The 26961-nt window shown below is 61.5% G+C and carries 25 protein-coding genes; 20 read left to right on the top strand and 5 right to left on the bottom strand.

The window, feature by feature from the left end:
- The first annotated feature begins 208 nt into the window (after positions 1-208).
- The 4 genes from QA646_RS13895 to QA646_RS13880 all read left to right on the top strand — a co-directional run bounded on the left by QA646_RS13895 (position 209) and on the right by QA646_RS13880 (position 4966).
- Positions 209-1129 carry an aldose 1-epimerase gene (locus tag QA646_RS13895; RefSeq protein WP_349254253.1) on the top strand — a complete coding sequence of 307 codons (921 nt, stop codon included), beginning with the start codon at positions 209-211 and terminating at the stop codon, positions 1127-1129.
- A gap of 28 nt (positions 1130-1157) precedes the next feature.
- A complete protein-coding gene (locus QA646_RS13890) occupies positions 1158-1934 on the top strand; it encodes an SDR family oxidoreductase (protein WP_283056014.1) in 777 nt (258 codons plus the stop codon).
- Positions 1935-2093: 159 nt separating this feature from the next.
- The gene (locus QA646_RS13885; RefSeq protein ID WP_283056013.1) at positions 2094-3680 is read left to right on the top strand and encodes an aldehyde dehydrogenase (NADP(+)); all 1587 of its coding nucleotides are present in this window, start codon (positions 2094-2096) and stop codon (positions 3678-3680) included.
- Between the two features lie 299 nt (positions 3681-3979).
- Entirely contained in the window at positions 3980-4966 is a 987-nt protein-coding gene (locus QA646_RS13880; protein WP_283056012.1) for a substrate-binding domain-containing protein, read from the top strand.
- A gap of 52 nt (positions 4967-5018) precedes the next feature.
- Here the strand turns inward: QA646_RS13880 and QA646_RS13875 are convergent, their stop codons facing one another.
- Genes QA646_RS13875 through QA646_RS13855 form a run of 5 tightly spaced genes read right to left on the bottom strand, consistent with a single transcriptional unit; the run spans position 5019 to position 10062 of the window.
- Positions 5019-6284 carry an ABC transporter substrate-binding protein gene (locus tag QA646_RS13875; RefSeq protein WP_283056011.1) on the bottom strand — a complete coding sequence of 422 codons (1266 nt, stop codon included), beginning with the start codon at positions 6282-6284 and terminating at the stop codon, positions 5019-5021.
- 32 nt (positions 6285-6316) lie between these two features.
- Positions 6317-7153, bottom strand: a complete 837-nt coding sequence (locus QA646_RS13870; RefSeq protein WP_283056010.1) for a carbohydrate ABC transporter permease — start codon at positions 7151-7153, stop codon at positions 6317-6319.
- Positions 7150-8073 (bottom strand): sugar ABC transporter permease, encoded by a 924-nt coding sequence (locus QA646_RS13865; protein WP_283056009.1) that lies wholly within the window; start codon positions 8071-8073, stop codon positions 7150-7152. Before QA646_RS13865 ends, QA646_RS13870 begins: the two co-directional genes overlap by 4 nt.
- Positions 8066-9229: an ABC transporter ATP-binding protein gene (locus QA646_RS13860; RefSeq protein WP_283056008.1), complete on the bottom strand. Its 1164-nt coding sequence runs from the start codon at positions 9227-9229 to the stop codon at positions 8066-8068. Before QA646_RS13860 ends, QA646_RS13865 begins: the two co-directional genes overlap by 8 nt.
- Positions 9226-10062, bottom strand: coding sequence for a metallophosphoesterase (locus QA646_RS13855; RefSeq protein WP_283056007.1), 837 nt, complete (start codon positions 10060-10062; stop codon positions 9226-9228). The genes QA646_RS13860 and QA646_RS13855 overlap by 4 nt, the downstream gene beginning before the upstream one ends.
- A gap of 237 nt (positions 10063-10299) precedes the next feature.
- Between QA646_RS13855 and QA646_RS13850 the strand changes: the two genes are divergently transcribed.
- From QA646_RS13850 to QA646_RS13775, 16 genes are all read left to right on the top strand, one after another.
- Entirely contained in the window at positions 10300-10509 is a 210-nt protein-coding gene (locus QA646_RS13850; RefSeq protein ID WP_107109365.1) for a SlyX family protein, read from the top strand.
- A gap of 162 nt (positions 10510-10671) precedes the next feature.
- Entirely contained in the window at positions 10672-11424 is a 753-nt protein-coding gene (msrA, locus tag QA646_RS13845) for a peptide-methionine (S)-S-oxide reductase MsrA (RefSeq protein WP_283056006.1), read from the top strand.
- Positions 11425-11531: 107 nt separating this feature from the next.
- Positions 11532-12071, top strand: a complete 540-nt coding sequence (locus QA646_RS13840) for a sigma-70 family RNA polymerase sigma factor (RefSeq protein ID WP_283056005.1) — start codon at positions 11532-11534, stop codon at positions 12069-12071.
- Complete coding sequence (locus QA646_RS13835; RefSeq protein ID WP_283056004.1) at positions 12058-12828, top strand: anti-sigma factor; 771 nt, start codon at positions 12058-12060, stop codon at positions 12826-12828. Before QA646_RS13840 ends, QA646_RS13835 begins: the two co-directional genes overlap by 14 nt.
- A 30-nt stretch (positions 12829-12858) precedes the next feature.
- Positions 12859-13575, top strand: a complete 717-nt coding sequence (locus QA646_RS13830; protein WP_283056003.1) for a Bax inhibitor-1/YccA family protein — start codon at positions 12859-12861, stop codon at positions 13573-13575.
- Positions 13576-14007: 432 nt separating this feature from the next.
- Positions 14008-15051 carry a LacI family DNA-binding transcriptional regulator gene (locus QA646_RS13825; RefSeq protein WP_283056002.1) on the top strand — a complete coding sequence of 348 codons (1044 nt, stop codon included), beginning with the start codon at positions 14008-14010 and terminating at the stop codon, positions 15049-15051.
- Positions 15048-16058, top strand: a complete 1011-nt coding sequence (locus QA646_RS13820) for a Gfo/Idh/MocA family oxidoreductase (RefSeq protein WP_283056001.1) — start codon at positions 15048-15050, stop codon at positions 16056-16058. Before QA646_RS13825 ends, QA646_RS13820 begins: the two co-directional genes overlap by 4 nt.
- Positions 16059-16066: 8 nt before the next feature.
- Entirely contained in the window at positions 16067-17680 is a 1614-nt protein-coding gene (locus tag QA646_RS13815) for an acyl CoA:acetate/3-ketoacid CoA transferase (RefSeq protein ID WP_283056000.1), read from the top strand.
- Positions 17673-18446, top strand: coding sequence for an enoyl-CoA hydratase/isomerase family protein (locus tag QA646_RS13810; RefSeq protein ID WP_283055999.1), 774 nt, complete (start codon positions 17673-17675; stop codon positions 18444-18446). Before QA646_RS13815 ends, QA646_RS13810 begins: the two co-directional genes overlap by 8 nt.
- Positions 18446-19954, top strand: coding sequence for an aldehyde dehydrogenase family protein (locus QA646_RS13805; protein ID WP_283055998.1), 1509 nt, complete (start codon positions 18446-18448; stop codon positions 19952-19954). The genes QA646_RS13810 and QA646_RS13805 overlap by 1 nt, the downstream gene beginning before the upstream one ends.
- Before the next feature lie 189 nt (positions 19955-20143).
- Positions 20144-21394 (top strand): ABC transporter substrate-binding protein, encoded by a 1251-nt coding sequence (locus QA646_RS13800; protein WP_283055997.1) that lies wholly within the window; start codon positions 20144-20146, stop codon positions 21392-21394.
- A gap of 229 nt (positions 21395-21623) precedes the next feature.
- The gene (locus tag QA646_RS13795; RefSeq protein ID WP_283055996.1) at positions 21624-22505 is read left to right on the top strand and encodes a sugar ABC transporter permease; all 882 of its coding nucleotides are present in this window, start codon (positions 21624-21626) and stop codon (positions 22503-22505) included.
- Positions 22502-23383 carry a carbohydrate ABC transporter permease gene (locus QA646_RS13790; RefSeq protein ID WP_283055995.1) on the top strand — a complete coding sequence of 294 codons (882 nt, stop codon included), beginning with the start codon at positions 22502-22504 and terminating at the stop codon, positions 23381-23383. The genes QA646_RS13795 and QA646_RS13790 overlap by 4 nt, the downstream gene beginning before the upstream one ends.
- 4 nt (positions 23384-23387) lie before the next feature.
- Complete coding sequence (gene ugpC, locus QA646_RS13785; RefSeq protein ID WP_283055994.1) at positions 23388-24506, top strand: sn-glycerol-3-phosphate ABC transporter ATP-binding protein UgpC; 1119 nt, start codon at positions 23388-23390, stop codon at positions 24504-24506.
- Positions 24503-26020, top strand: a complete 1518-nt coding sequence (locus QA646_RS13780) for a GMC family oxidoreductase (RefSeq protein WP_283055993.1) — start codon at positions 24503-24505, stop codon at positions 26018-26020. The genes ugpC and QA646_RS13780 overlap by 4 nt, the downstream gene beginning before the upstream one ends.
- Positions 26017-26787: a 3-ketoacyl-ACP reductase gene (locus QA646_RS13775; RefSeq protein WP_283055992.1), complete on the top strand. Its 771-nt coding sequence runs from the start codon at positions 26017-26019 to the stop codon at positions 26785-26787. Before QA646_RS13780 ends, QA646_RS13775 begins: the two co-directional genes overlap by 4 nt.
- Positions 26788-26961: the final 174 nt, after the last annotated feature.

Here is a 26961-nt window from a genome sequence, read left to right as displayed (position 1 = left end):
AGCGCGCCAGGCTGATGAAAAACGCGATCTGTCCGATCAGCCGTCCGGCGCGCCGGTGGCGAAGCAGTAGCGGCTGATGAATGTGCCGATGACCACCACGATGCAGAACTGGACGATGGGATCGGCAATCCCGTGGCGGACAGTCTATAAATACTACCTATGTTGACAGTAAATATGATGAAACCTACCGTCCTCGCCGAGTTCACCCATGTACGTGGAGGACAAGGGGCTGGAAATGACGGTGGTGGAGCTCACGAGCAGCAGCCTGACCGCGCGGCTTTCCACGCGCGGCGGCATCATGCTTGGCCTCTGGTGGGAAAGGGGCGGCACACGTTTGCCGCTGTTGCGCGAGGCACGGTCCGATGACGCCGATGCGCTCTCCTCCGCTTGCTATCCGCTCGTTCCCTTCGGCAACAGGGTGAAGGGCAATCGCTTCACGTTCCGCAGCAAGGACTATGTCTTTGAGCCTAACACGGACTGGGATTCTCACTATCTGCATGGAGACGGCTGGCAATCCGAATGGGCTGTCCTGAGTCAAAGCGATAGCGAGGCGGAATTCAGCTTTTCGCGTGAAGGCGATGGCACGCCCTACGCCTATGAGGCGCGGCAGCGCTTCGCTGTTCATGACGATCGCTTGGACATGGAGCTTCACGTCAGGAACCTTGGATATGAGGCGCTTCCCTTCGGCCTGGGCTGGCATCCCTATTTTCCCCTGACACCAGCCGCGACGCTCAAGGCGCCGGCGCGGCGGTTCTGGACGGAACTGGAGGGCTGGCTGCCGGGGGAGCCGGCGGAGATTCCCAGCGACCTGGATTTCGCGACGGCGCGTGGATTGCCGCATCGCTGGGTCAATAACGGTTTCGAAGGGTGGAACGGCGTCGCAGAGATTGCCTGGCCGGAGCATGATGCGCGGTTGCGTCTGACGGCGGATCGGCGGCTCAAGCATTATTTCATTTTCATTTCGGATGCCGGCTTCGATCCGGGTTTCCAGCGCGACTATTTCTGTTTCGAGCCTATGTCGCATCTGGCAAACGGCCATAACCTGCCAGACCTCGGCGATCTCACTGTGCTGGAGCCGGGCGAGGCGATGGCGGTCAGCCTGCAATTGCGCCCGGAAACGATCGCCTAGCGCTTTCCGGTTCAAGAAAGGGACCCTCATGAGCAACCGTCTTTCGGGCAAGCGTATCCTGATCACCGGCGCAGCGCAGGGTATCGGCCTTGCGATTGCCAAGGCTTGTGCTGCGGAAGGCGCGGGCTTGTTTCTCATCGATATGGATAGTGCCTTGTTGGCGCGTGAGGCGGAGGCTTTGAAGGCGGCAGGGGCCATGCTCGGCTGTGCTGTGGCTGACATAACCGACGTCGCAAGGATCGAAGCCATAGTGGCGCAGGCGGGCAGGGAGATTGGTCGGCTCAATGCACTGATCAACAATGCCGGCGTGAATGTTTTCTCCGAGCCGCTGGCGACGACCGATGAGGAGTGGCAGCGCTGTTTCGACATCAATCTCAAAGGCGCTTGGAATTGCTGCAAAGCGGTGCTGCCCGGCATTATTGAAGGGGGTGGCGGGGCGATCCTCAATATTGCCTCCACGCATGCCTTCACCATCATCCCGCATACTTTTCCCTATCCGCTCGCCAAGCATGCCCTGCTCGGCATGACGAAATCGCTGGGGCTCGAATATGCGGCCGAGGGCGTCAGGGTGAACGCGTTGGCGCCGGGCTATGTCGCGACGCAGAAGGTCATCGATTATTGGAACAGCTTTGCCGACCCCGAAGCTGCCAAGGCGGAGACGCTGCGGCTGCATCCGGACGGACGCATTGCCACACCAGAGGAGATCGCGCTTGCCGCGGTCTTCATGATTTCCGACGAATGCCCCTTCATGAATGCCACCTGCCTGACCGTTGATGGTGGCTTGAGCGTGCAGCAGCATCCTTGATTTCGAGCCGTCGGGGTGCATAAGGTCACAGCCGCCTTATCTACCCGGACAAGGCTTGATATTTAGATGACGGTTATCATCTTACATCTGTCATTTCGTCTTGCTATCTGCTTCTGAGGGGCGCAACTCCCGGCGCCCTGGCATCATCAAGGAATACCCATGACACAGTCTTTTGTGATTAGCGGCGATCTGCTGATCGGCGCGGATTCGACCGGCGACAACAAATCCGTGCGCGCCATCAACCCGGCGACCGGCGCGAACCTGGAACCAGCCTTCGCAATCGCCAGCGAGGCGGACGTCGCCCGCGCCTGTGAGCTGGCCGGCAAAGCGTTCGATATCTATCGCGCCACCAGCCCGGAGGCTCGCGCCGCGTTTCTGGAGACGATCGCGACCAATATCATGGAGATCGGTGATGCGCTGATCGAGCGCGCGACCGAAGAAACCGGCCTGCCTGCCGCGCGCCTGCAAGGCGAGCGCGCCCGTACCGTCGGTCAGCTTCGGCTGTTCGCGCAGGTGGTTCGTTCGGGCGAATGGCTCGACCTGCGTGTCGATCCGGCGTTGCCTGAGCGCAAGCCGCTGCCGCGTCCGGACCTGCGCCTGCGCCAGATTCCGCTTGGCCCAGTCGCTGTCTTCGGCGCCAGCAACTTCCCGCTCGCCTTCTCGGTTGCGGGGGGTGATACCGCTTCGGCGCTGGCGGCCGGTTGCCCTGTCGTCGTGAAGGGCCATCTTGCCCATCCGGGTACCGGTGAACTGGTCGGCCGCGCCATCCGCGCCGCCGTCGTTGCCTGCGGCCTGCCGGAAGGCACCTTCTCGCTCCTGACCGGCGCGAATGAGACCGGTGCCGCGCTGGTGCGCAATCCGCATATCAAGGCGGTCGGCTTCACCGGCTCGCGCGCCGGCGGTCTGGCGCTCGGTGCCATCGCCGCGGCCAGGCCGGAGCCTATCCCGGTCTATGCGGAAATGAGCAGCGTCAACCCTGTCTTCCTGTTCCCGGCAGCGCTTGCGGCTCGCGCCGAAGCGATCGGCACGGGCTTCATCGAATCCCTGACACTTGGCGCCGGCCAGTTCTGCACCAATCCGGGCCTGCTTTTTGCGATCGAGAGCCCCGACCTCGACCGTTTCGTCCAGGCTGCCAGCAACGTCCTTACCGGCCGCGCGCCCGCACCGATGCTGACGCCGGGCATTCACGCCGCCTTCGACAAGGGCGTTGCCGCTTTGGCAAAGCACGAGGCAGTCAAGACCGTGGCTCACGGCGCACCGGCCGAAGGCGTCAATCGCAGCCCCGGCATTTTCTTCGAGACGGATGTCGAGCCTTTCCTGGCCGACGAGCGCTTGAGCCACGAGGTTTTCGGCGCGGCAAGCCTTCTGGTGCGGTGCAAGGATATCGAGCAGATGATCGCGGTCGCGGAGAAACTCGAAGGTCAGCTCACCGCGACGCTGCAGATCGAAGCGGATGACTATGCCGTTGCCGCCAAGCTGCTGCCGGTGCTGGAGCGTAAAGTCGGCCGCATTCTCGCCAATGGCTGGCCGACCGGCGTCGAAGTCAGCCATGCCATGGTGCATGGCGGCCCGTTCCCTGCGACCTCGGACAGCCGCACGACCTCGGTCGGCACGCTCGCCATCCGCCGCTTCCTGCGCCCGGTATCCTACCAGGATTTGCCGGAAGGGCTGCTGCCGGTCGAGCTTCGCGACGACGGCGTCAAGTCGCTGCCGCATCTGCTGGACGGCGTGCGCGGGGGCAAGTGAGGGCTGAGGAGCCCCTTATCCGGCCGCCTGCGCTTGTCGAAGGGCGGCTACCTTCTCCCCGTTCTGACGGGGAGAAGGACGTACCCGCAGCCTTCCTTCCAATCGAGTGCGCCGATGAAGACACGGATCTTCATCGATCTCGTCGCGGAGCGTTTTGCTGAACATCGGAAATGAACGAGCTGAGAGAGACAAAAATCCTTCAAATAACTGTCACGGACCTCGGATAAATAGCCGGCCACTCCGGTGGCTCGATTTTATTTCGTTGTCGCCGGACCTGAAAGCCGGAGGTGCATGAGATCATGTCGACGCTCCAGCAGGTCGCTTTCCGTGCCGGCTGCTCGGTTGCGACGGCCAGCCGAGTGCTGAATCGCAACGGCGCGGCCAGCGACGAAATGGTGCGCCGCGTGCGTCGCGCCGCAGCCGAGATCGGCTATCGCGTGGGCAGCCGCAGCGGTAACGGCCGGCCGGCGATCGGCGTGCTCATTCCCAGCATCACCAATCCCGTCTTTGCGGCATCGCTTTCCAGTATCCAGAACAGGGCACTGCATGCCGGCCATAGCGTGCTGATCGCGCAATCGAATTATGATCCGGCGCAAGAGGCGGATGCGGTTGCCTCACTCCTCCAGCAGCAGCCGACCGGTCTCATCCTCACGCTTTGCGATCCCGAACGCAGCCTGGTTCTGTCATCCGCCCTGCCGCCGACCGTCCTGCTCGGCAATTTGCCGACCGCCCGCTTCACTGCTGCCGTCGCGACCGACAATTTCGGTGCGGGCAAGGACCTGACGGATCATCTATTACAGAAGGGGCATCGTCGTATCCTGTTCATCTCCGGCCATTTTGCGGCATCAGATCGAGCGAAACTGCGTTATCTCGGCTATATCAAGGCGATGGAGGCGGCGGGACATCAGCCTCTCGATGCCCTAGAAATTTCCTTCGTGAGCAGCCTGGAACAGCTCGATCTTTCGGATGCGGTTTCGCGGCTGAACCCGACGGCGATCATCGCTTCCAACGATCTTCTCGCTCTCGGTGTCATGGGGGCGCTTCGGCGCCAGGGTCTTTCGATACCGCGCGATATATCGGTTGCGGGTTTCGACGGGCTTTCGCTCGGCTTATTGGCGGAAGTTTCGCTGACAACCGTGGAGATACCGGACGGAACTATCGGCGCTGCGGCCGCCTCGCTGTTGCTCGACATGGCGGAAAACGCTGCGCCGCCGCGTCATCTGACTGTGCCGTACCGGCTGCGCCCGGGCGGAACAGTGCGCGATCTCACCATTCGCTGCCAATGAAAACGCCGCCTCTCCGAGGAGAAGCGGCGCGGCTTTTGCGATAAGATCAATATCAGCTACGCGGCAGCATGCCTTCGACGTCGGAAGCGGCGTCGTCAAGCGCTTCCTTCGGCTTAGCGGAGCCGTCGACGATGCGCGACAAGTTGTCGACGATGGTCTGGGTAACCTTGACGCCGTTGGCGCCCGGGAAGGCATACCAGGGGATCATGACCGGCATCTGGCTGAGGCCTGCCTGGAACAGCGGGTTCTTCTTGTAGAAGTCGCCGAGATATTCCGGAGACTTGGCGGCGAGTTCGTTGTTCGGAACATAGCCGGTGCCGGGAACGACGACCGAGGCGCCATAGGGACCGGCGGCGAACTTGGCGAACTTCCAGGCGGCTTCTTCCTTGACCGGATCGTGGGTCAGAATGACGACGGCGTTGCCGCCGGTCGGCAGGCGGCCGTTGACCGGGTCGATCAGCGGGATCTTGGCGGTGCGCAGATCGAACTTGGCGCCGACATTCTTGATGGTGTTGACGAGCGCACCGGTCGTCTGGAATTCGAAGCCAACCTTGCCGGCAGCGAAGGCCTGCTCGCCGGCAGGCTTGGTGAAGACCGGCATGCCGCCTTCCTTGACGAAACGCTCGATCAGATCGACTGCCTTCTGGCCTTCGGGACCATTGAAGGCAACTTTGGTCTCGTCGTCGCTCAGCATCTTGCCGCCGGCGCCGAAGAGGAGAGCGGAGAACATCCAGTCGTCGCCCTGCCAGCGGAAGTCGATGCCATCGACGCCGTTGCCGAGCGCCTTGATCTTGCCGGCGAGCGTAATGACTTCATCCCAGGTCTTCGGCGGATTGTCCGGATTGCCGCCGGCAGCCTTCACCAGGTCGGCGTTGTAGTACATGATCGGGTTCGAGGTTGCGAAGGCGAGGCCGACCTGCTTGCCCTTGACCTGAGCGAGCTTCAGGATCGTGTCCGAGAAGCCCTGCTCGGCCATGTTGCCCTCTTTCTTGACGAGGGGGCCGAGGTCGACGGCGACGTTGCGCTCGTCCATCATGCGCAGGCGGTTGAGGCCGATGAAGGTGACATCGGGCATTTCGCTGGTTCCAGCCTGGCGCAGGATGGTCTGAATGCCTTCCTCATAGGTGGCTGAAGGCGCGGCGAACTGGATCTTGATGTCGGGATTTTCTTCCATGAACTTCTTCGAGATCGTGTCCATCACGTTCTTGAAGAAGCCAGGCATGGGATAGTGAACCGTCAGGGTGGTTTCGGCATAGGCCGGGACCGTCACGACCACCGAAATGGCCGCAGCGGCGAGAATCTGGGTGATATGCTTCATCGCTCGTTCTCCGTTTTCGAATTTCGAACCGGTCAGCCTTTGAGACCGGTCATGGTGATGCCCTCGACGAAACGCTTTTGCGCGAGAAGGAATGCCGCGACGAGGGGAAGGGTGATGATCAGGGTTGCCGCCATGAGCGCGCCGTAGTCGTCGCCGGCTTCGGCGGCGCGGAAATACATGAGGCCCAGCGGCGGCGTGGCATAGTCCTGTTTGCTGATGACGATCAGCGGCCAGTAGAGGTCGTTCCAGTGCGCAACGACAGAGAAGATCGCGAAGGCCGTAACCGCCGGCCAGGCGTTCGGCACGATGACGCGGGCGACGATGCCGAGTTCCGACATGCCGTCGAGACGGGCGGCGCGGATCAGATCGTCGGGCATGGCGCGGAAGAACTGCAGGAACATGAAGATTGCAAACACCGAGATCGAGAAGGGCGCTACCAGGGCGGTATAGCTGTTCAGCAGCGACAGGCTGTTGAAGCCGACATAGAGCGGCAGCGCCGTTGCATGGATCGGGATCAGCAGTCCGAGCATGACCAGCACCATCATAGTGCGCGCGGCCGGAAATTTCAGCTTCGCCATGGCATAGGCACAGGGAATGGCGATCAGCACCTGGAAAAAGAAGATCAGGCCGCAGACGAGGACGCCGTTGAGCAGCAGCGTGCCCATCGGCACCTTGCTCAACGCATGGGTGATGTTCTCGACGTAGAAGAAATGCGTCGGGATGAGGTTCAGCGCCGAAGTGAAGATATCGTCCTGCGCCTTGCCGGCGGTCGAGATCATGAAGATGTAGGGTGCCAGGAAGACGAGCGAGCCTGCCATCAGCACCGAGAGGCGCAGGATGCGGCCGGGAGTGAAGCCTGTCGAGGTCATGTGTAATGCACCTGCCGGTCTTGGACGCGATATTGCAGGAAGGTCAGCACAACGAGGATGGCGAGGAACACCGTCGTCATGGCCGAGGCGTAGCCGACGCGGAGATAGACGAAGCCTTCCTGGTAGATGGTGAAGAGCAGCACTTCCGAGGCATGGTTCGGGCCGCCTTCGGTCAGCATCTTGACGGTATCGAAAACCTTGACGGCATTGATGATGCTGATCGTCGTGACGAACAGCGTCGTCGGTCCGAGCATCGGCCAAGTTACGAGCCAGAAACGGTCCCACGCCGCTTTTGCGCCGTCGACTTCGGCCGCTGCATAGAGTTCGCGCGGGATGGCGGTAAGGCCGGCGAGGAACAGCACCATGTTGAAGCCGACCGATTGCCAGACGCCGATGATCGACAGGCTGTAGAGCGCAGTCGCCGACGAGCCGAGCCAATTCGGGCCGCGCACGCCGATCTCGGCCAGAAGCGCATTGATCGGCCCGATGGTCGGGTGAAAAAGATATTGCCAGACGGTTGCCATCGCAACGATCAGCGAGGCGACGGGCAGGAAGTAGGCCGTGCGGAAGAAGCTGCGGCCGATGCCTTCGCTCTCGATCAGCAAGGCGACGCCGAGGCCGAGTACGATCGAGATCGGTGCGACGATCGCCGTATAGACCGTCGTGTTCCAGAGGGACTTCACGAAGGCGCGATCGTGCAGCAGGTGCGCATAGTTCTCAAAAGCAACGAAACGCAGGCTCTTGTCGCCGAGCTGGAAATCCGTGAAACCGAGGAAGACGACGGCGATAATCGGCATCAGGATGAAGAGCACGATCAGGATGATGGCGGGCAGGGCGAACAGCAATGCCGTGCGGGCCTCGCTGCGTTCGCGTGCCGCTGCCGACTGCATGGGCAGGGAGGTGGCGGCGATGCTAGCCATGCGCCTTCTCCCGGGCGGCGTCGACGGTCGTGGGCCTCGCGCGCAGGCGGCGACCGTCTTCGGCGAAGACCAGGGCCTGTTCAGCCGTCAGGGTCAGCGCAACGGGCATGCCGGCGGAAAGACCGGCGACTTCGGCCGGTGCGAGCTTGACGACCATGGTTTCGCCGATGGCGTCGAGCTTGGCATAAAGGATGACTTCGGAGCCAAGGAACTCCATGCGCTCGATATGGGCTGCGAGCGCATCCTGGCGGCCCTGGGTGAGCCGTACGAATTCCGGGCGGATGCCGAGCGTCACGTTGTTGCCAGCAATGCTGCCGTCTTCGAGCGCAAGCCGGATGCCGCCGAAGGCGACGATGCCGTTTTCAGCCAGAGCCGGCAAAAGGTTGATGCGCGGCTGGCCGACGAAGCGGGCGACTTCGACATGAGCCGGATCGTCATAGATCGTCCGGGGAGAGGCGAGCTGCAGCAATTGTCCGCCGATCATGACGGCGACGCGATCGGCCATCGACAGCGCCTCGGCCTGATCGTGCGTGACGTAGACCGTGGGCACGCCGGCGCGGCGATGCAGATCGACGATCTCGCCGCGGGCATGGACGCGCAGGTTGGCGTCGAGATTGGAAAGCGGCTCGTCCATGAGAAAGACGGCGGGGCGGCGCACCATGGCGCGGGCAAGCGCCACGCGCTGACGCTGGCCGCCGGACATCTGGCCAGGCTTGCGGTCGAGCAGGTGATCGATCTTCAGCGAGACGGCCATTTCGCGGACATCACGGATGATGCCGGTGCGGGCGGCCCGCTGGCCGGGGATCAGCGAGCCGATGAAGGGCAGGCGCTGGACGCGCGACAGCCGGCGCATGGCGAGCGGCACGGCGATGTTTTCCGAGGCTGTCAGATGCGGATAGAGCGCATAGGACTGAAAGACCATGGCGATATTGCGATCCGCCGCGGCGACGCCGGAAACGTCGCTACCGCCGAGGATAATTTCGCCGCTGTCGGCATGATCAAGGCCCGCGAGGATGCGCAGCAGCGTGCTCTTGCCGCAGCCGGACGGCCCGACGAGGGCAATGAATTCGCCGGGCTCTACGTCGAGGTCGACGCCTTTGAGGATGGCGTTGCCGCCGAAGGATTTGGCGATGCGGCGAAGCGAAAGCGCACTCATTCGGTCGGCTCCTTCTGTGTCTTGGGTGCTGCCTGCGGATAGACTTCCATAACGACGTCATCGAGGAAGTAAGCCGTCATGCCGGGTACGGCGACGAGCTCGGTCGATACGGTCTCGCCAAGCTCGTGAATTGCGGCGCCGATCAGCCGTTCGCCTGGCATTTCGCGTTCCATCTTGTCGAGGATGAAGGCGCCGGGCGGTGCCCATACCAGCTTCGTGTCGTTGAACCGGCCTTCCCAGGTCCAGTGCAGGTGGCCGCTGCCGAAGAGGGCAACATCATGGGCCGAGATCAGATCATAGAGCCGGCGGCGCTGCGCCGGGCGCACACTCCAGTAGCCGGTATCGCCCTCATCCGGTGCATCGACGAAGAGCGGCTTATGGGCGAAGAGGGCGATGCGGCGGTCGCCACGGCCTTCGAGCATGTCCTGCAGCCAGTCGAACTGCTTCTGTTCCTCGGCATCCTCGAAGCCCATCAGCAGGCTGTTGAGGCCGATCAGCCGCCAATTGGCGACATCCTTCGCCCAATAATCGGGGCCGACGAGACGGCGCCAGCGCGCCAGCCGCTCGGGATTGACGGGCTGATAGGAACCGGGCAGGTGGCCGACATCGTGATTGCCGGGGATGATGAGCATCGGCATGGAAACCTGCCGCATCATCTCCATGGAAAAGAGGAGGTCTTCGTCCTTGTCGGCGCCGTCGACGCTGAGATCGCCGGTATGGACGATTAGATCGGCGCCAGTTGCCTCGATCCATCTCGTCAGCGGCTCCCAATTGCCGTTGAAATGCGGCTTGTTGGGGCTCAAATGCGTGTCGGTGATCTGGATGATCTTCAAGGCGCGTCTCCGAAAATCTTAAGGGAGAGCGCTTTCAGAGGAAATTTTCTTCAGAACCGGCGCTTCCTGCCGCCCTGTTTAGAATGCCCTGATGTCAGTTAGGTAACGGGTCTTTTCATCTGTTTTTCAGTTTTGTCACATCACCGTCAAATGGCGCCGGTGCCTGTCATATGCCTGATTGAGACACTATACGTCTGCTTTCGGGATGCTATAGATCGCTGCCGAAGGGAAATAGAGATGTCAGACGAACAAAGCCGTATCACCGCACTCGAAGAACTGGTGGCCTATCAGGCAAAGACGATCGAGGAGCTGTCCGATCAGGTGGCGGAGCAGTGGAAAGTGATCGAGCAGACGCGGCAGAAGCTCGACCGGCTGACCGAACGCTTCCTGACGCTGGAAGAACAGAGCCTAGACGCGCCGGCCATCACCAAGCCGCCGCACTATTGAGCGGCTTTGCCGGCATAGCCCAATCAGCGCACGGCCCGCACATCCGGCAGTAACGCATCATCACGTTTCGGTGTTCACGCGCCCGTGCGTAACAAAATGCCCTGCGCTCCCGTATCCCGTGGTGACGAGAGATTTTATAATCTCTGCCGAAAGGAGATCATTATGAACGGTGCATCGAGAGATACGATCCGCAGGCGCTTGCCGCGTGTTGCCCGTCCGGTGGCCTTTGCAGCCGGTGCGGTCTTACTTGCCGGCGTAGCGTTCCAATTCATCAGCAGCGCCTCTGCCGAAGATGCGCGCGTCATTCCGGCGCCGGCCGTGGATGAGAAGCCGGGTTCCGGCGGCACGGAGACCACCGTGCTTGCGGGCGGTTGTTTCTGGGGCGTGCAGGGCGTGTTCCAGCACGTCAACGGCGTCATCAGCGCGACGTCGGGCTATACCGGCGGCAACAAGAACGCGGCTCACTATGAGATGGTGAGCACCGGCGATACCGGCCATGCCGAATCCGTGCGCATCGTCTTCGACCCGCACAAGATCAGCTATGGGCATCTGCTGCAAATCTACTTCTCCGTCGTCCATGATCCGACGGAGCTCAACTATCAGGGGCCGGATAGCGGCACGCAGTATCGTTCAGCAATCTTCCCGACCAATGCCGAACAGGCCAACGTCGCCAAGGCCTATATCGACCAGCTCAATCACGCCAAGGTTTTCGATGCGGCTGTCGTCACCAAGATCGAGCCGGCACGGCAATTCTATGCGGCCGAGGATTATCATCAGGATTTCCTGACGACACATCCCAACTATCCCTACATCGTCATCAACGACCTGCCGAAGATCAAGAACCTGCAGCGCATTTTCCCGAAAGACTATCGCGCCGATCCGGTTTTGGTCGAAGCGAATGCGTCGGCGAATTGATCCAGAACGCCGCAATCTGAGCGGAAATCGCCCATGACAATGCGAGACCGGCAAAAATATTTGCCGGTCGATGGAATAGGATCGGCTCTGCTTCCGTATATTGGGGTATGGAACGCAAAGGACGAACATTCGATGTTTTGGGGCAGCTCGGTTCGCTGAGACGCTATGCCCGTTCGCTCGTCCGCAATGCGGATGAGGCAGAAGATCTGGTGCATGATGCGCTGGTCAAGGCTTATGAGCGAAAATCCTCTTTCCGGCGTGGCGCGAACCTGCGCACCTGGCTTCTCTCGATTCTGCACAATGCCCACATCGACCGCTTGCGCCAGGTTCGCTCGCTCAATCGCCGGCATGAAGAGGCCGCCGCCGAATTCGACCAGGCTCTGCCGGCCTCGCAGGATCATGTTGTGCGCCTGAAACAGGTACGCAATGCCTTCTTCAACCTGCCGGAAGAACAGCGCGAAGCGCTGCATCTCGTGGCGATCGAGGATCTTTCCTATCAGGAGGCGGCATCCGCACTCGGCATTCCCGTCGGTACGCTGATGTCGCGCATCGCCCGCGCTCGCGCCAGCCTGAGGGATTTCGAGAATACATCACCTGTGGTTTCGCATCTTCGGCTCATCGAAGGAGGCGGCAATGAAAACAATTGATCCCGTCATCGACGCAGATCTCGATGCCTATGTCGATGGTGAGCTGACCGTCGCGCGCCGCGTCGAGGTGGAATCCTACCTGTCGGAGCATCCCGCGATTGCCGCCAAGGTCATGGCCGATATGAGCATCCGCGGCGAGCTGCGTATGGCGCTGGCCGGCGAAGGGCTGGCGGCGAAAGCGGAAACTCGTGAAGCTGCGCGGCGGCTGGAGCGCGGGCTGGCTTATGGCCGGGTACTGGGCTCGTTCCAGCGGGTCGCCGCCGTCGCCATGCTGATGGCGGCTGGCTGGGTTGCGCATACGTCCTTCGGCGCCTTTACCGCGAGCGAAGTCAATGCATCCGTTCCGGCGCCGGCTTTCGTCGATGATGCCGTGCGGGCCTACCGGGCGACGGTCTTGCGCGACACGATGAAGTCACAGCCGGCGCATGCAGCCTACAATCCGGACGAAATCCGCGCATCGACGGCGATCGTCCTGCCGGAACTGCCGCAAGGCTGGCGCGTCACCGATGCGCAGATCTATCCGTCCGATTTCGGTCCGAGCGTCGAAATGACGATCGATGCCGGCGAAGGCAGTCAATTGTCGCTGTTTGCCGTCCGTCCGGGCAATTTTGCCGTTCAGAAGGTCAGCCATGCCAAGCGTGACGATATCCAGGCTGCCTACTGGCAGATCGGTGAGGTTGCTTACGCGCTGATCGGTGACGGCAAGACTGCCGAACTCGATGGCGAGGCCGAAAAGCTCGCCCGCAGTCTCTACTAGTTTTGTATCAAAGAAAGATGGAGAACGACTATGAACCCGACAAATCCGCGATACGGCTATGGAGCCGCCGCCGGCTCGCAGGCGCTCTTCGATGAAGGTCTGCGCAAGCATATGCTGCGCGTCTATAATTACATGGGCATCGGCCTTGTCGTGACCGGTATCGTCGCACTGATCGTCGGCACGACGCCGGCGCTCTATGTGCCGATCTTCCAGACGCCGCTGAAGTGGGTCGTCATGCTGGCGCCGCTCGCCTTCGTGCTGTTCTTCTCATTCCGCATTCAATCGATGTCGGCGAGCGCCGCGCAGACGATGTTCTGGGCCTTCTGCGCCGTCATGGGCCTGTCGCTCGCTTCGATCTTCCTGGTGTTCACCGGCACCAGCATCGCGCGGACCTTCTTCATCGCCGCAACGATGTTCGGCGCGACCAGCCTTTACGGCTACACGACCAAACGTGATCTCTCCAATATCGGCTCGTTCCTGATGATGGGCCTGTTCGGTGTGATCATCGCCAGTGTGGTGAATATCTTCCTGGGTTCAAGTGCGCTGCAATTCGCGATCTCGGTCATCGGCATTGTCGTCTTCGTCGGTCTGACCGCTTGGGATACACAGAACATCAAGGAACAGTATGCCGAAAACTATGACCAGGAATCGTCACAGAAACTGGCCGTCTTCGGCGCGCTGTCGCTCTACCTGAACTTCGTCAACATCTTCCAGCTTCTCCTGAATTTCACGGGCGAGCGGGAGTAACGCTGACAAGAGATTGCGTCTCCCTGGGGGTTTAAAGGGACTCATGACGCGCCTGCGGTATCTGCGCCGATACCGCAGGCGCACTTTTTTGAGATCAGGAAGCGGCGCGCTCGTCCAGCCGGGCGCACAGCATGCTCCGAGGCAACAGCATGTTCGGCGTATGTTTGGGCAGTCCCGTGGGAATGGGATCGGCGTCTGTGCCATCTACCGGAAAGCTTGATCATTTAGATCGTTCCAAATTTCGATGGCGATATTTCGAACGATCGAGAGTCGAGCAGGCAATGCCTCTCTTGCGGCGCAACCAAAATATACTGCATATTTTCCATGAGGTTCGTGAGCGCGCTCATTCATCTCCGAATTTACCCATTGACAAAATTTGGAACGTTCCAAATAATCACCGCATAAAAGGATTTGAAGCCCGCGGGGAGACGGATGAGCAAGGGACGGGTCACGGTCATCGATATTGCGCACGCCGCCGGCGTGTCGAAGTCGACTGTGTCTCTCGTTCTGCAGGGCAGTTCGCTGGTCAATGAGACGACGCGAGCCAAGGTGAACGCGGTGATCCGCGAGCTTGGATACGTCTACAATCGCGGAGCCGCCAATCTGAGGCAGGCGAAGTCGAAGATCGTCGGCATCGTCGTCAACGATCTCACCAACAGCTTCTTTGCCGAGCTCGCCGTCGGTGTCGACATGGTCGTGCAGTCGGCCGGCTATGTGCAGTTTCTGTCCAATACCGGCGAGAGCATAGACCGGCAGCGGGAGGTCGTCGCCTCGATGCGCGAGCACGGCATTTCCGGCCTGATCGTCTCGCCGGCGCGCGGCACGGAAGCGGCCGATTTCAAGTCGCTCACCAATGCCGGCATTCCGGTGGTGATCGTCGTGCGTAATATCCCCGGGGCAAAGGTTTCATCGCTAGTGTCGGACAATTTTGCCGGCGCATCGGCGGCGGTGGAGCATCTGGCCGGTCTCGGTCATCGCCGCATTGCCTTCATGGGTGGCTTTGCCAATACCGCCGTTTTTGCCGAACGGCTTGGCGGCTATCGTGAGGCGTTGGCCAAGGCGGGAATGGCTTTCGACGACGATCTAGTCGTTGCCACCGCGCCGTCGCGCGCCGGCGGCGTGGAAGCGGTCGGCCGCGCCATGCTGCTCGCCCACAAGCCGACAGCGGCCGTATGTTTTAACGATGCGGTCGCCTTTGGCGTCTGCGATGGCCTGAGGGCACGACGGATGGAGCCGGGCGTCGATTTTGCGGTGGTCGGTTTCGACGATGTGATCGAGGCCGAGAGTGCGGTACCCGCGCTGACGACGGTTTCGGTGGATCCGCAGGGCATGGGCCGGCGCGCGGCTCAGTTGCTCCTGAAGCAGATCAATTCCGGCAAGGTGGAGGCAGAGGCGATCGTCAGCGCCGTGCGGTTGGTGGTGCGCCAGAGCTGCGGGGCTGGGCTGGATACAACGGCTAGGAGGGTCGTGTCATGAGCGGAGGTGTCAAATGGGGCTTGATCGGCGCAAGCACGATCGCTCGCGAGTGGATGATCGGCGCAATTCGCGCGACCGGCGGAGATGTTGTCTCCGTCATGAGCACGGACGCGGAGCGCGGCCAGGCCTATGCGGCTGAGAACGGGATTGCCAAATCGGTGACGGATGTGGCCGATCTCGTGAGCGATCCCGATGTCGATGCCGTCTACATCTCCACGACCAATGAATTGCATCGCGACCAGACCTTGGCAGCGGTCAAGGCCGGCAAGCATGTGCTCTGCGAAAAGCCACTGGCGCTGACGCTGGACGATGCGCGGCTCATGGTACAGGCGGCAAAGGGTGCCGGTGTGATCATGGGCACCAACCATCATCTGCGCAATGCCGCCAGCCACCGCGCGATGCGGGAGGCAATCGTAGCCGGCCGGATCGGCAAGCCGCTAAGCGCCCGGGTTTTCCACGCCGTCTATCTGCCGCCGCATTTGCAGGGTTGGCGGCTGGACAAGCCGCAAGCGGGCGGTGGCGTCATTCTCGATATCACCGTTCACGATGCGGACACGCTGCGCTTCATTCTGAACGACGATCCGGTGGAAGCGATCGCGCTTGGTCAGAGCGGCGGTATGAGCAAAGCGGGGCTTGAGGACGCCGTCATGGGGGCTTTGCGTTTCAAATCCGGCGTCATCGCGCAGTTCCACGATGGCTTTACCACGAAATATGCGGAGACCGGCTTCGAGGTGCACGGCACCGACGGCTCGCTGATTGGCCGCAATGTCATGACACAGCGGCCTGTCGGTCATGTCTTCCTGCGCGACCGTAATGGCGAAACCGAGCTGCCGCTTGATCACCGCAATCTTTACGAGATTGCGCTTGCTGCCTTTCATGCCGCTATCGAGGGCCGGGGAAAGCCGTCAGCCACCGGCGAGGATGGCGTGTGGTCGCTGGCAACAGGGCTTGCCGTCGTCAAATCGGCCGCAACCGGCGAAGCCGCCAAGATCGATCCAGGACTTTGAGCATCGCAATGAACAAGCACATCACTCCCGCCGAGGCGGCTGCCCTGATCCCTGATGGCGCCATCGTTTCCGTCTCATCTTCGAGCGGCCTCGGGTGCCCGGACCTGATGCTGAAGGCGATCGGCGAGCGTTTCGACGCGACCGGCCATCCGCGTGACTTGACGACGCTGCACCCGATCGCCGCGGGCGATATGAGCGGCATCAGGGGTGTCGATCACATCGCCAAGAAGGGTCTCCTGAAGACGATCATCGGCGGCTCCTATCCGTCCGGGCCGTCCAGTTCGGAACCGCCGTTGATATGGCAGATGATCGGCAACAACGATGTCGCGGCCTATAATATTCCGTCCGGCATTCTCTTCGACATGCATCGTGAGGCCGCCGCCAAACGTCCCGGCGTCTTGACCAAGGTCGGCCTCGACACTTTCGTCGACCCGGAACGCGAGGGCTGCGCCATGAATGCGGCAGGCGCGGCTGAGCCGGTGGTGAAGCGTATCCGCTTCGAGGGTGAAGACTGGCTCTATTTCAAGGCGATCGCGCCGCAGGTGGCGATCATACGGGCTACGACCGCCGATGAACGCGGCAATCTCACCTATGAGCACGAGGGCGCCTATCTCGGCGGGCTCGATCAGGCGCTTGCCGCCCGCAACAATGGCGGCATCGTCATCGCGCAGGTCAAGCGCTTTGCCAAGGAAGGCTCGCTGAAACCGCATGACGTGCGTATCCCTGGCGTTCTCGTCGACTACATCGTCGTTGATCCGGATCAGAAGCAGACGACTCAGACGCTTTATGATCCGGCGATCTCGGGCGAAATCTTTCGGCCGCTCGACAGTTTTCGCGTGCCGGAATTCAACGTTCAGAAAGTCATCGCCCGGCGGGTGGCGCAGGAGCTGCAAGCCGGCAGTGCAGTCAATCTCGGCTTCGGCATTTCGGCCAATGTGCCGCGCATCCTCATGGAAGAGGGGTTGCATGGTGCGGTCACCTGGGTGATCGAGCAAGGGGCGGTCGGCGGCGTGCCGCTGCTCGATTTTGCCTTCGGCTGCGCCTCCAATGCCGATGCCTTTATGCCGTCGCCCTATCAGTTCACCTATTTTCAGGGCGCCGGTTTCGACGCTTCGCTTCTCTCCTTCCTGGAGATCGGCCGCGACGGTTCGGTCAATGTTTCCAGGCTCAGCTTCCGGCCGCATGTGACGGCGGGTGCCGGCGGCTTCGTCGATATCACGGCGCGAGCGAAGAAGATCGTTTTCTCCGGCATGTTCAATGCCGGTGCGAAGCTCGGTGTCGGCGATGGCCGACTGATCATCGAGAAGGAAGGCAAGCTGAAGAAGCTGGTGAATGCGGTCGAACACGTCACTTTCTCCGGCCCACGCGGCGTCGCGCAGGGGCAGGATATCACCTATGTCACCGAACGCTGCGTGATGAAGCTGACCCCGGATGGCCTGCTGCTGACGGAGATCGCGCCGGGCGTCGATTTGGAGGCGCATATTCTCGATCAGTCGGAATTCCCGCTGCTCGTCTCCGACCGGCTGAAGGTGATGGATGCGGCTTTGTTCCATGAGGCGCCGATCGGTCTGACGCTGCCTGCGAAAGCGCGCCGTGTTCTGGAAGGGGCACGCCATGGGTGAGGTCAAGGTTTCCGTTGAAGGTTCCATCGCGATAATCACCATCTCGCGGCCGGAAAAGCTCAACGCCTTCGATATCGACATGCTGAAGGCACTGGCGACTGCCTGTGACGACGTGGAGGCTGATGGTTCCGTGCGGGTCGCGATCCTCACCGGCGAAGGCAAGGCTTTTTCGGCCGGCGGCGACGTCAACGCCTGGGGTGGCATGGCGGCCAACGAGTTCGGTCATGCCTGGGTGCGTTTCGGTCATCGTGTCTTCGAGCGGCTGGCAACACTCCGCATGCCCGTGATCGCGGCATTGAACGGTCATGCGCTTGGCGGAGGGCTGGAGCTGGCGGCGGCGGCCGATATCCGCATTGCGGAACGCCAGATCAGGATCGGCCTGCCGGAGACAAGCCTCGGCATGGTGCCCGGTTGGTCTGGTACGCAGCGGCTTACCAAACGGTTTGGCGCGCAGATCGTGCGGCGCATGGTGCTGGGCGGAGAGATGTTTTCCGCCGAGGAGGCACGCGGCTTCGGTCTCGTGGATGCCGTCGTCGAAACGGGAACGGTGCTCGCCGCCGCCAGGGATTACGCAGCACGGATCGCCGCGCGCGGGCCGGCGGCGCTGGAGATTGCGAAGCTGATGATCGCCTCCGCCAATGGTGAGGATAATGGCTCGGCTGTAGAGGCGTTGGGATCGATCCTGGTCGCCAAGACCGGCGACCTCAAGGAGGGCGTTGCGGCCTTTGCCGGCAAACGCGCTGCCGAATTCAAGGGAGAATGGTGATGACGGTCCTTGTGAAGCCGCAGGCGCTGCCCGATGTCAAAGTGCGTGACTTCAAGATGCTGATCGACGGCAAATGGGTCGAAGGCGTCGAGACCGGTACAATCGAGCGCGTGGCGCCGAGCCATGGCGTCACCGTCAGCCGCTACAAATCCGCGACTAAGGACGATGCGCATCAGGCGATTGCCGCTGCACGCAGGGCGTTCGACCACGGTCCCTGGCCGCGCATGACGGCGGCGGAGCGCTCCAATATCCTGCTGAAAGCTGCCGATATGATTTCGGCGCGGGCTGAAGAACTCGCCTACCTCGATGCGATCGAGGCCGGCAAGCCGATCACGCAGGTCCGCGGTGAGATCGCCGGTTCGGCCGATATCTGGCGCTATGCGGCCGCGCTTGCCCGGGATCTGCATGGCGAGAGCTACAATACGCTTGGCGACGGCATGATGGGCGTCGTGCTGCGCGAAGCGATCGGGGTCGTGTCGATCATCACGCCTTGGAATTTCCCATTCCTTATTGTAAGTCAGAAGTTACCATTTGCGCTTGCTGCGGGATGCGCGGCAGTGGTCAAGCCGTCCGAGCTGACGTCAGGTTCGACGCTGGTGCTTGGCGAAATCCTGATGGAGGCCGGCGTGCCGGCCGGTGTCGTCAATATCCTCGTCGGTACGGGTGCCGATGTCGGTGCGCCAATGACCAGCCATCCGGACGTCGACATGATCTCCTTCACCGGTTCGACCGGTGTTGGGCGGCTGACCATGGCGAGCGCGGCGCAGACGCTGAAGAAAGTCTCGCTCGAACTCGGCGGCAAGAACCCGCAGATCGTCTTTCCCGACGCCAATCTCGACGAGTTCGTCGATGCCGCGGTGTTCGGCGCCTATTTCAACGCCGGCGAGTGCTGCAATGCCGGTTCGCGGCTGATCGTCCATCGTGATATCGCCGAGGATGTCACGGCGCGTATCGCCAGCCTGTCGGAAAAGGTGAAGGTCGGCGACCCGCTCGATCCTTCCACGCAAGTCGGGGCAATCATCACGCCGCAGCATCTGCAGAAGATTCAAGGCTATGTCTCCGGCGCGGCAAGGAGCGGCGCAATAGTAGCGCATGGCGGCAGCCAGATCGATTTCGGCTTTGGCCAATATATGGCACCGACCATCCTCGCGGATGTCAAACCGGAGATGGCGGTGGCGAAGGAGGAGGTGTTTGGACCGGTGCTTTCCGTGCTGACCTTTGACACGACCGAGGATGCGATCCGCATCGCCAATTCCATCGATTATGGCCTTTCCGCCGGTGTCTGGAGCCGCGATTTCGATACGTGCCTGACGATCGGGCGGCGGGTGCGGGCCGGCACGATCTGGATGAACACCTTCATGGATGGCGCAGCGGAATTGCCCTTCGGCGGCTATCGGCAATCGGGACTCGGGCGCGAGCTCGGCCGGCATGCGGTGGAGGATTATACCGAGACAAAAACGCTTAACATGCATATCGGCCGACGCACCGGCTGGTGGATGCCGAGGTGAGATGAATGTGCCTGTCGCATCTAACCAGTAGCAGTCGTGAACGCCTGGCGCAGTGCGGGATGTGACGTCTCAGATGTGTAACCGCGGCTGGGAGGCCGTGGCGGAATTGCTCTTCGGGAGGAGAGCAGAGCAAGGGAAAGCAGCGGGAGGAGGTCCTGTTGCGGACCTATCTAAAACCGGGAGGAGACTATGCGTAAATTGATGACATCAGTGGCTGCGGCTGCCCTTTTGATAACGGGTGCCGTGACCGTGGCGCATGCCACCGAAAGCGTCGAAGTCCTGCATTGGTGGACTTCGGGCGGCGAAGCGGCGGCATTGGAAGTCCTGAAGAAGGATTTGGAATCGAAGGGTATAGGCTGGGTCGATATGCCGGTCGCAGGCGGTGGCGGAACCGAGGCCATGACCGTGTTGCGCGCCCGCGTCACCGGCGGTAACCCGCCGACCGCCGTGCAGATGCTCGGCTTCGACATCCTCGACTGGGCCAAGGAAGGTGCGCTCGGCAATCTCGATGAGGTCGCCAACAAGGAAGGCTGGGACAAGGTCGTCCCGGCCGCCCTGCAGAAGTTCTCCAAATATGACGGTCACTGGATCGCGGCGCCTGTGAACGTCCACTCCACCAACTGGGTGTGGATCAACAAGGAGGCGCTGGATAAGGCCGGGGGAAAGGTACCGGCGAATTGGGACGAGCTGATCGCGCTTCTCGACAATTTCAAGAAGCAGGGCATCACGCCGATCGCCCATGGCGGCCAGGCCTGGCAGGATGCGACGATCTTCGACGCCGTCGTGCTCTCGCTCGGCAACGACTTCTACAAGAAGGCCTTCATCGACCTCGATCCCGATACGCTCGGCAGCCCGAAGATGAAGGAGGCCTTCGACCGCATGACGAAGCTGCGCTCCTATGTCGATGACAACTTCTCCGGCCGCGACTGGAATCTTGCCTCCGGCATGGTCATCGAAGGCAAGGCCGGCCTGCAGTTTATGGGCGACTGGGCCAAGGGCGAGTTCCTGAAGGCGAAAAAGGTGCCGGGCAAGGATTTCGTCTGCATCCGCTTCCCAGGAACGCAGGGCTCGGTAACCTTCAACTCCGACCAGTTCGCGATGTTCAAGGTGTCCGCCGACAAAGTCCCGGCTCAGATGCAGATGGCGTCCTCGATCGAAAGCCCGACATTCCAGTCGGCCTTCAACGTCGTCAAGGGCTCGGTTCCGGCCCGCACCGACGTTCCGGATACCGCCTTCGACGATTGCGGCAAGAAGGCGATCAAGGATCTGGCCGAAGCCAACAAGAACGGCACGCTGATGGGCTCCATGGCCCACGGCCATGCCAATCCGGCCGCCGTCAAGAACGCGATCTATGACGTCGTGACCCGCGAATTCAATGGCGATCTGTCGTCGGATGATGCGGTCAAGGAACTCGTTTCGGCGGTTGCGGCGGCGAAGTAGGATAGTTCGGAGCAAGCCGCCCCCCTCATCCGCCCTTCGGGCACCTTCTCCCCGAGGGGAGAAGGGGATGGGTGCACCTCCCGTCGTCCCTCGATCTCTTTCTCTTTCGAGGGCACGGGTGCCTCTCCCCTCGGGGAGAGGGCTAGGGTGAGGGGGTGCTTGCCCCGCTCGCAGTTCGCATATTTGGAACCGCGTCCATTCGGGACGCGTTAAAACTGGTGTTCGACCCATGAACAGTCGCAGCCGAATGCAGGAGCTGTTGCCAAAGCTGGTGCTGGCCCCGAGCTTCGTCGTCATTCTGATCTTCGTATATGGCTTCATCGCCTATACCGGCTACCTGTCGCTGACCGACAGCAAGATGCTGCCGTCCTATAACCTCATCGGCTTTGCCAACTACAGCAAGCTCTGGGCGCTGCCGCACTGGTGGCGGGCGATCACCAATCTCGGTATCTTCGCCTCGTTCTATATCGTCATCTGCTCGGTGCTCGGCCTCGCTTTGGCAATCCTGCTCGATCAGAAGATTCGCGCCGAAGGGCTGCTGAGGCCGATCTATCTCTATCCGATGGCGCTGTCATTCATTGTCACCGGGACGGCATGGAAATGGTTCCTCGATCCCGGCATCGGGCTTGAGAACACCATGCATCTCTGGGGCTGGGAGAGTTTTTCCTTCACCTGGATCAAGGATTCGAAGATGGCGATCTATTGCGTCGTCATCGCCGCCGTTTGGCAGTCCTCGGGCTTCGTCATGGCGATGTTCCTTGCCGGACTTCGCGGTGTCGACAACGAGATCATCAAGGCGGCGCAGATCGACGGCGCGTCGGCGATCACCACCTACCGCCGCATCATCATTCCGCTGATGCGGCCGGTATTCCTTTCGGCTTTCGTCGTGCTCGCCCATCTCGCGATCAAGGCCTATGACCTGATCATCGCGCTGACCGGCGGCGGGCCGGGGCAGGCGACCGAATTGCCGGCCACCTTCATGTATTCCTACACCTTCACCCGCAACCTGATGGGCATCGGCGCCTCGTCGGCGATCATCATGCTGGCGATGATCTTCGCCATCATCATTCCCTATCTCTATTCGGAAATCGGCGGAGGGAAACGCACATGAGCAGACCCAATCCGCAAAACGCCATCTCGCACGGCAAGCTGACCCGCGGGCTGATCTATGCGGCACTGATCCTATTTGCCGTCTATTACCTGTTGCCGCTCTATGTGATGCTGGTCAATTCCTTCAAGCCGCTCGAAGAGATCCGGCAAGGCGGCATGCTGAACCTGCCGCAGACCTGGACGATCCAACCATGGATTTCGGCCTGGTCGACGGCGCAGATCGGCGTGCAGCCGACGGGGCTCAGGCCCTTTTTCATCAACTCGATCCTGATGGTCGTGCCCGCCGTCGCGATCTCCACCATGGTCGGCGCGCTGAACGGCTACGTGCTGACGAAATGGCGCTTTCGCGGTGCTGAAATCTTCTTCGGCATGCTGCTGCTTTCCTGCTTCATCCCGTTCCAGATCGTGCTGATCCCGATGGCGCGCATCCTCGGATTCTTCGGCATTGCCGGAACCATCTGGGGACTGATCCTCGTCCATATCGTCTACGGCCTCGGCTTCACCACGCTTTATTTCCGCAATTATTATGAGGCGTTTCCGACCGAGCTGGTGCGTGCCGCGCAGATCGACGGGGCCAGCTTCTTCCAGATTTTCCGGCGTATCCTGCTGCCGTCCTCCGGGCCGATCATCGTCGTCTCCGTCATCTGGCAGTTCACCAATATCTGGAACGACTTCCTGTTTGGAGCTTCGTTCTCCGGACCCTATTCGACGCCGATGACGGTTGCGCTCAACAATCTCGTCAGCTCATCGACTGGCGTCAAGGAATACAATGTCCACTTCGCGGGCGCAATCCTCGCGGCCCTGCCAACCCTCATCGTCTACATCGTCTCCGGCCGGTTTTTCGTCCGCGGCCTGATGTCCGGCGCCGTCAAGGGATAAGACCATGTCCTTCCTGAAAATCACCAATCTGCGCAAATCCTACGGATCGCTCGAGATCCTGAAGGACATCAATATCGAGATCGAAAAGGGCGGGTTTCTCGTGCTCGTCGGCCCGTCCGGCTGGGGCAAGTCCACCCTGCTCAACACCATCGCCGGGCTGGAGCCGATCACTTCTGGCGACATCGCCATTGCCGGCCGCTCGGTCAACGGCCTGCCGCCATCGCAACGCGACATCGCCATGGTGTTCCAATCCTATGCGCTCTATCCGAACATGACGGTTGCCGGCAATATCGCCTTCGGCATGGAAATCCGCAAAGTTCCGAAGGAAGAACGCGAGAAGGCGATCAAGCAAGTGGCCGACATGCTGCAGATTGGGCATCTGCTCGACCGCAAGCCCAGCCAGCTTTCCGGCGGCCAGCGCCAGCGCGTCGCCATGGGCCGGGCGCTGGTGCGTGATCCGCAGGTTTTCCTCTTCGATGAGCCACTCTCCAACCTCGATGCCAAGCTGCGCGTCGACATGCGCACCGAGATCAAGCGCCTGCATCAGCGTATGAAGACGACGATCGTCTACGTGACACATGACCAGATCGAGGCGATGACGCTGGCGACCAAGATCGCCGTCTTGAAGGACGGTGTGTTGCAGCAATTCGGAACGCCGGCGGAAATCTATAACCACCCCGCCAATACGTTTGTCGCGGACTTCATGGGCTCGCCCGCCATGAACCTGCTGACGGCGACGGTCGAGAGCGGGCCGACGGGATTGCAGGTGTCGCTCGACCGGCCGAACGGTGCCGCCCCCCTGAAGCTGCCGGTCAACGGCAGCGGCGCTGCTCTCGGTGCCCATGCGGGCAGGGATGTGATCTTCGGCATCCGGCCGGAGGCATTGACCGACCTTGACGGTGCGGACCGCAATGCCCATTCGCTTGCCGAGGGTGACTGCCTGATCGAGGTCGTCGAGCCGGCGGGTTCGGACACTTTCGCGATCATCCGTCTCGGCGGCAAATCCGTCGTGGCGCGGCTGCGCGCCGACGCTCGCATCGCTGCCGGCCAGACGACGCGCCTTGCCTTCAACCTCGACAAGGCGGTGTTCTTCGATCCGCAGAGCCAAATTCGGATAGGATGAGCAGCGGCATGGAAGAACCGGATATCGTCATCATCGGCTCGGGGATCGGCGGCTCGACCGTTGCTTCCGGCCTTGCCGCCTCGGGCGCCAACATACTGATCCTCGAGGCCGGCGAGAGATTGGAGGACCGGCCGGAAAACCGCGACCAGCGGGCGATCTTCGTGCGCGGTCATTTCCGCCCGAAAGAGACCTGGTACGAGAAGGGCGGCAAGGGGTTCAATCCCGGCAACTATTACAATGTCGGTGGCAATTCGAAATTCTATGGCGCGGTGCTGATCCGCTACCGGCGCGAGGATTTCGAGGAGATGCGGCATCTGGACGGCGTATCACCGGCCTGGCCCTTTTCCTATGAGGAGCTGGAGCCCTGGTATAGCGAGGCGGAACAGCTCTATCAGGTCCGCGGCAGCCTTGGCGATGACCCATGGGAACCGCCGCATTCGCGGCCCTATCCGTTTCCACCGGTACCCGACGAGCCGGCGATCGCCAGTGTCCGCAAACGGCTGAAGGAAAATGGCATGCATCCGCATCCGCTGCCGTTGGGTGTCGATATCGACAAGTGGCTGCTCAAGGGCCGCACGCCATGGGACGCCCATCCGAACAGCGCCGACGGCAAGATGGACGCGGAGACCGTGGCGCTTGCCAAGGCTCTGCAATATCCAAACGTCAAGTTAAAGACCGGCGCACGCGTCACCCGGCTTCAAACCGCAGGTGACGGCCGGGCAATCGCGGCGGTGCATTATTCCTCCTATGGGGAGGCGCATATCGTGCGGCCGAAGCTGGTCATCCTTGCCGCCGGGGCGGTGCAGTCGGCGGTGCTGCTGCTTCGATCGGCTGACGATGCCAATCGGCGCGGGCTTGCCAATCGCTCGGATCAGGTCGGCCGCAACTTCATGAACCACAATTCCTCCGCCGTGCTGGCGATTTCGCCCTGGTATCGGAACGATTCGATCTATCAGAAGACCTTCGGCTTCAACGACTTCTATCTTTCGGATGGCGAAGGCGGACCGCCGCTCGGCAATGTCCAGCTTTTGGGGCGTGTTTCCGGCACGATCCTCAAGGCGAACATGCCGACCGTGCCGGAATGGTTGCTGCACAGGCTTTCCGCCCATGCCATCGATTTCTATGCCATGAGCGAGGATCTGCCGTCGCCGGAAAGCCGGATCATGGTCGAAGGCGACCGGATTGTGCTGCAATGGGTGCGCACCAATTGGCAGGCGCATCTCGATCTGGTGAGAAAGCTGAAGGGCGTACTGCGCAAGGCCGGTTTCCCGATCGTGCTGTCGCGTCCCTTCGACAAGCGCACGCCGTCGCATCAATGCGGCACGGTCAAGATCGGCAATGATGGCTCGGAGGCGCCGCTCGATATTTTCTGCAGGGCCTTCGATCATCCCAATCTGTTCGTTGTCGACGCCAGCTTTCTGCCGACTTCGGCGGCGGTCAATCCGGCGCTGACGGTAGCCGCTCAAGCGCTGCGCGTCGCCGATCATATCGTGCGGGAGGAGCTTCGGTCATGAAGGCAAGGCGCCCGGTCGCCGTCGTCACCGGCGGCCGCAAGGGGATTGGTTTCGGCATTGCGCAGGCGCTGGCCAGGAGCGGCTTCGATCTGACGATCACCGGCGTCGAGACGGAGCCGCCACTGGCGGAGCTCGCGGAATTGAAGGCGAGCGGCGGGCAGGCGATCTATTTGCCGTCGGATCTTGCCGATCTCTCGGGGCACGTGGCAACCGTCGAAGCGATCGGGGCGGCTTTGGGCGAGATCGATTGCCTCGTCAACAATGCCGGCATCAGCCCTGTCGTGCGCGGCGATTTCCTGGAGTTGGCGCCGGAGAATTTCGATCGGATCATCGATGTCAATCTGCGGGGTACGGTGTTTTTCACCCAGGCCGTCGTTCGTTCGATGCTCGCAGCAAAGATGTCGCCGACGCCGCGTTCGGTGATCAACATCACCTCTGTCTCGGCAGCGCTAAGTTCACCGGAGCGGCTGGATTACTGCATCAGCAAGGCCGGCCTTTCGACTTTCTCGCAGGGGCTGGCGCTGCGGCTGGCAGAGACCGGTATTGCCGTCTTCGAGGTCCGCCCCGGCATCATCCGTACCGACATGACGGCGCAGGTGTCGGAGAAATACGACGCATTGATAGACAGCGGGCTGGTGCCGATGAAGCGCTGGGGCGAGGCTAATGATGTCGGCAGCATCGTCGCGGCGCTGGCCAAAGGCGGTTTCGGCTTTGCCACGGGATCGGTGATTTCCGCGGATGGCGGGCTGGGTATTGGGAGATTGTGAGGGACTTACCCTCGCCCCATCGGGGAGAGGGTGGCGCGTAAGCGCCGGGTGAGGGGGCGTTGCACCGTAATGAGTATGCCGCGCCACTTCCCTAATCCGCCCTCCTGAGCTTGTCGATGGGCGGGCACCTTCTCCCCAAGGGGAGAAGGGGGAACGCGACCTCGTGCCGGGAAA

The sequence above is a fragment of the Rhizobium sp. CB3090 genome (assembly GCF_029714285.1).
Lineage (GTDB): Bacteria > Pseudomonadota > Alphaproteobacteria > Rhizobiales > Rhizobiaceae > Rhizobium.
The sequence above is the reverse complement of the archived record's forward strand: the minus strand, read 5'-3'. Positions and strand labels throughout refer to the sequence as shown.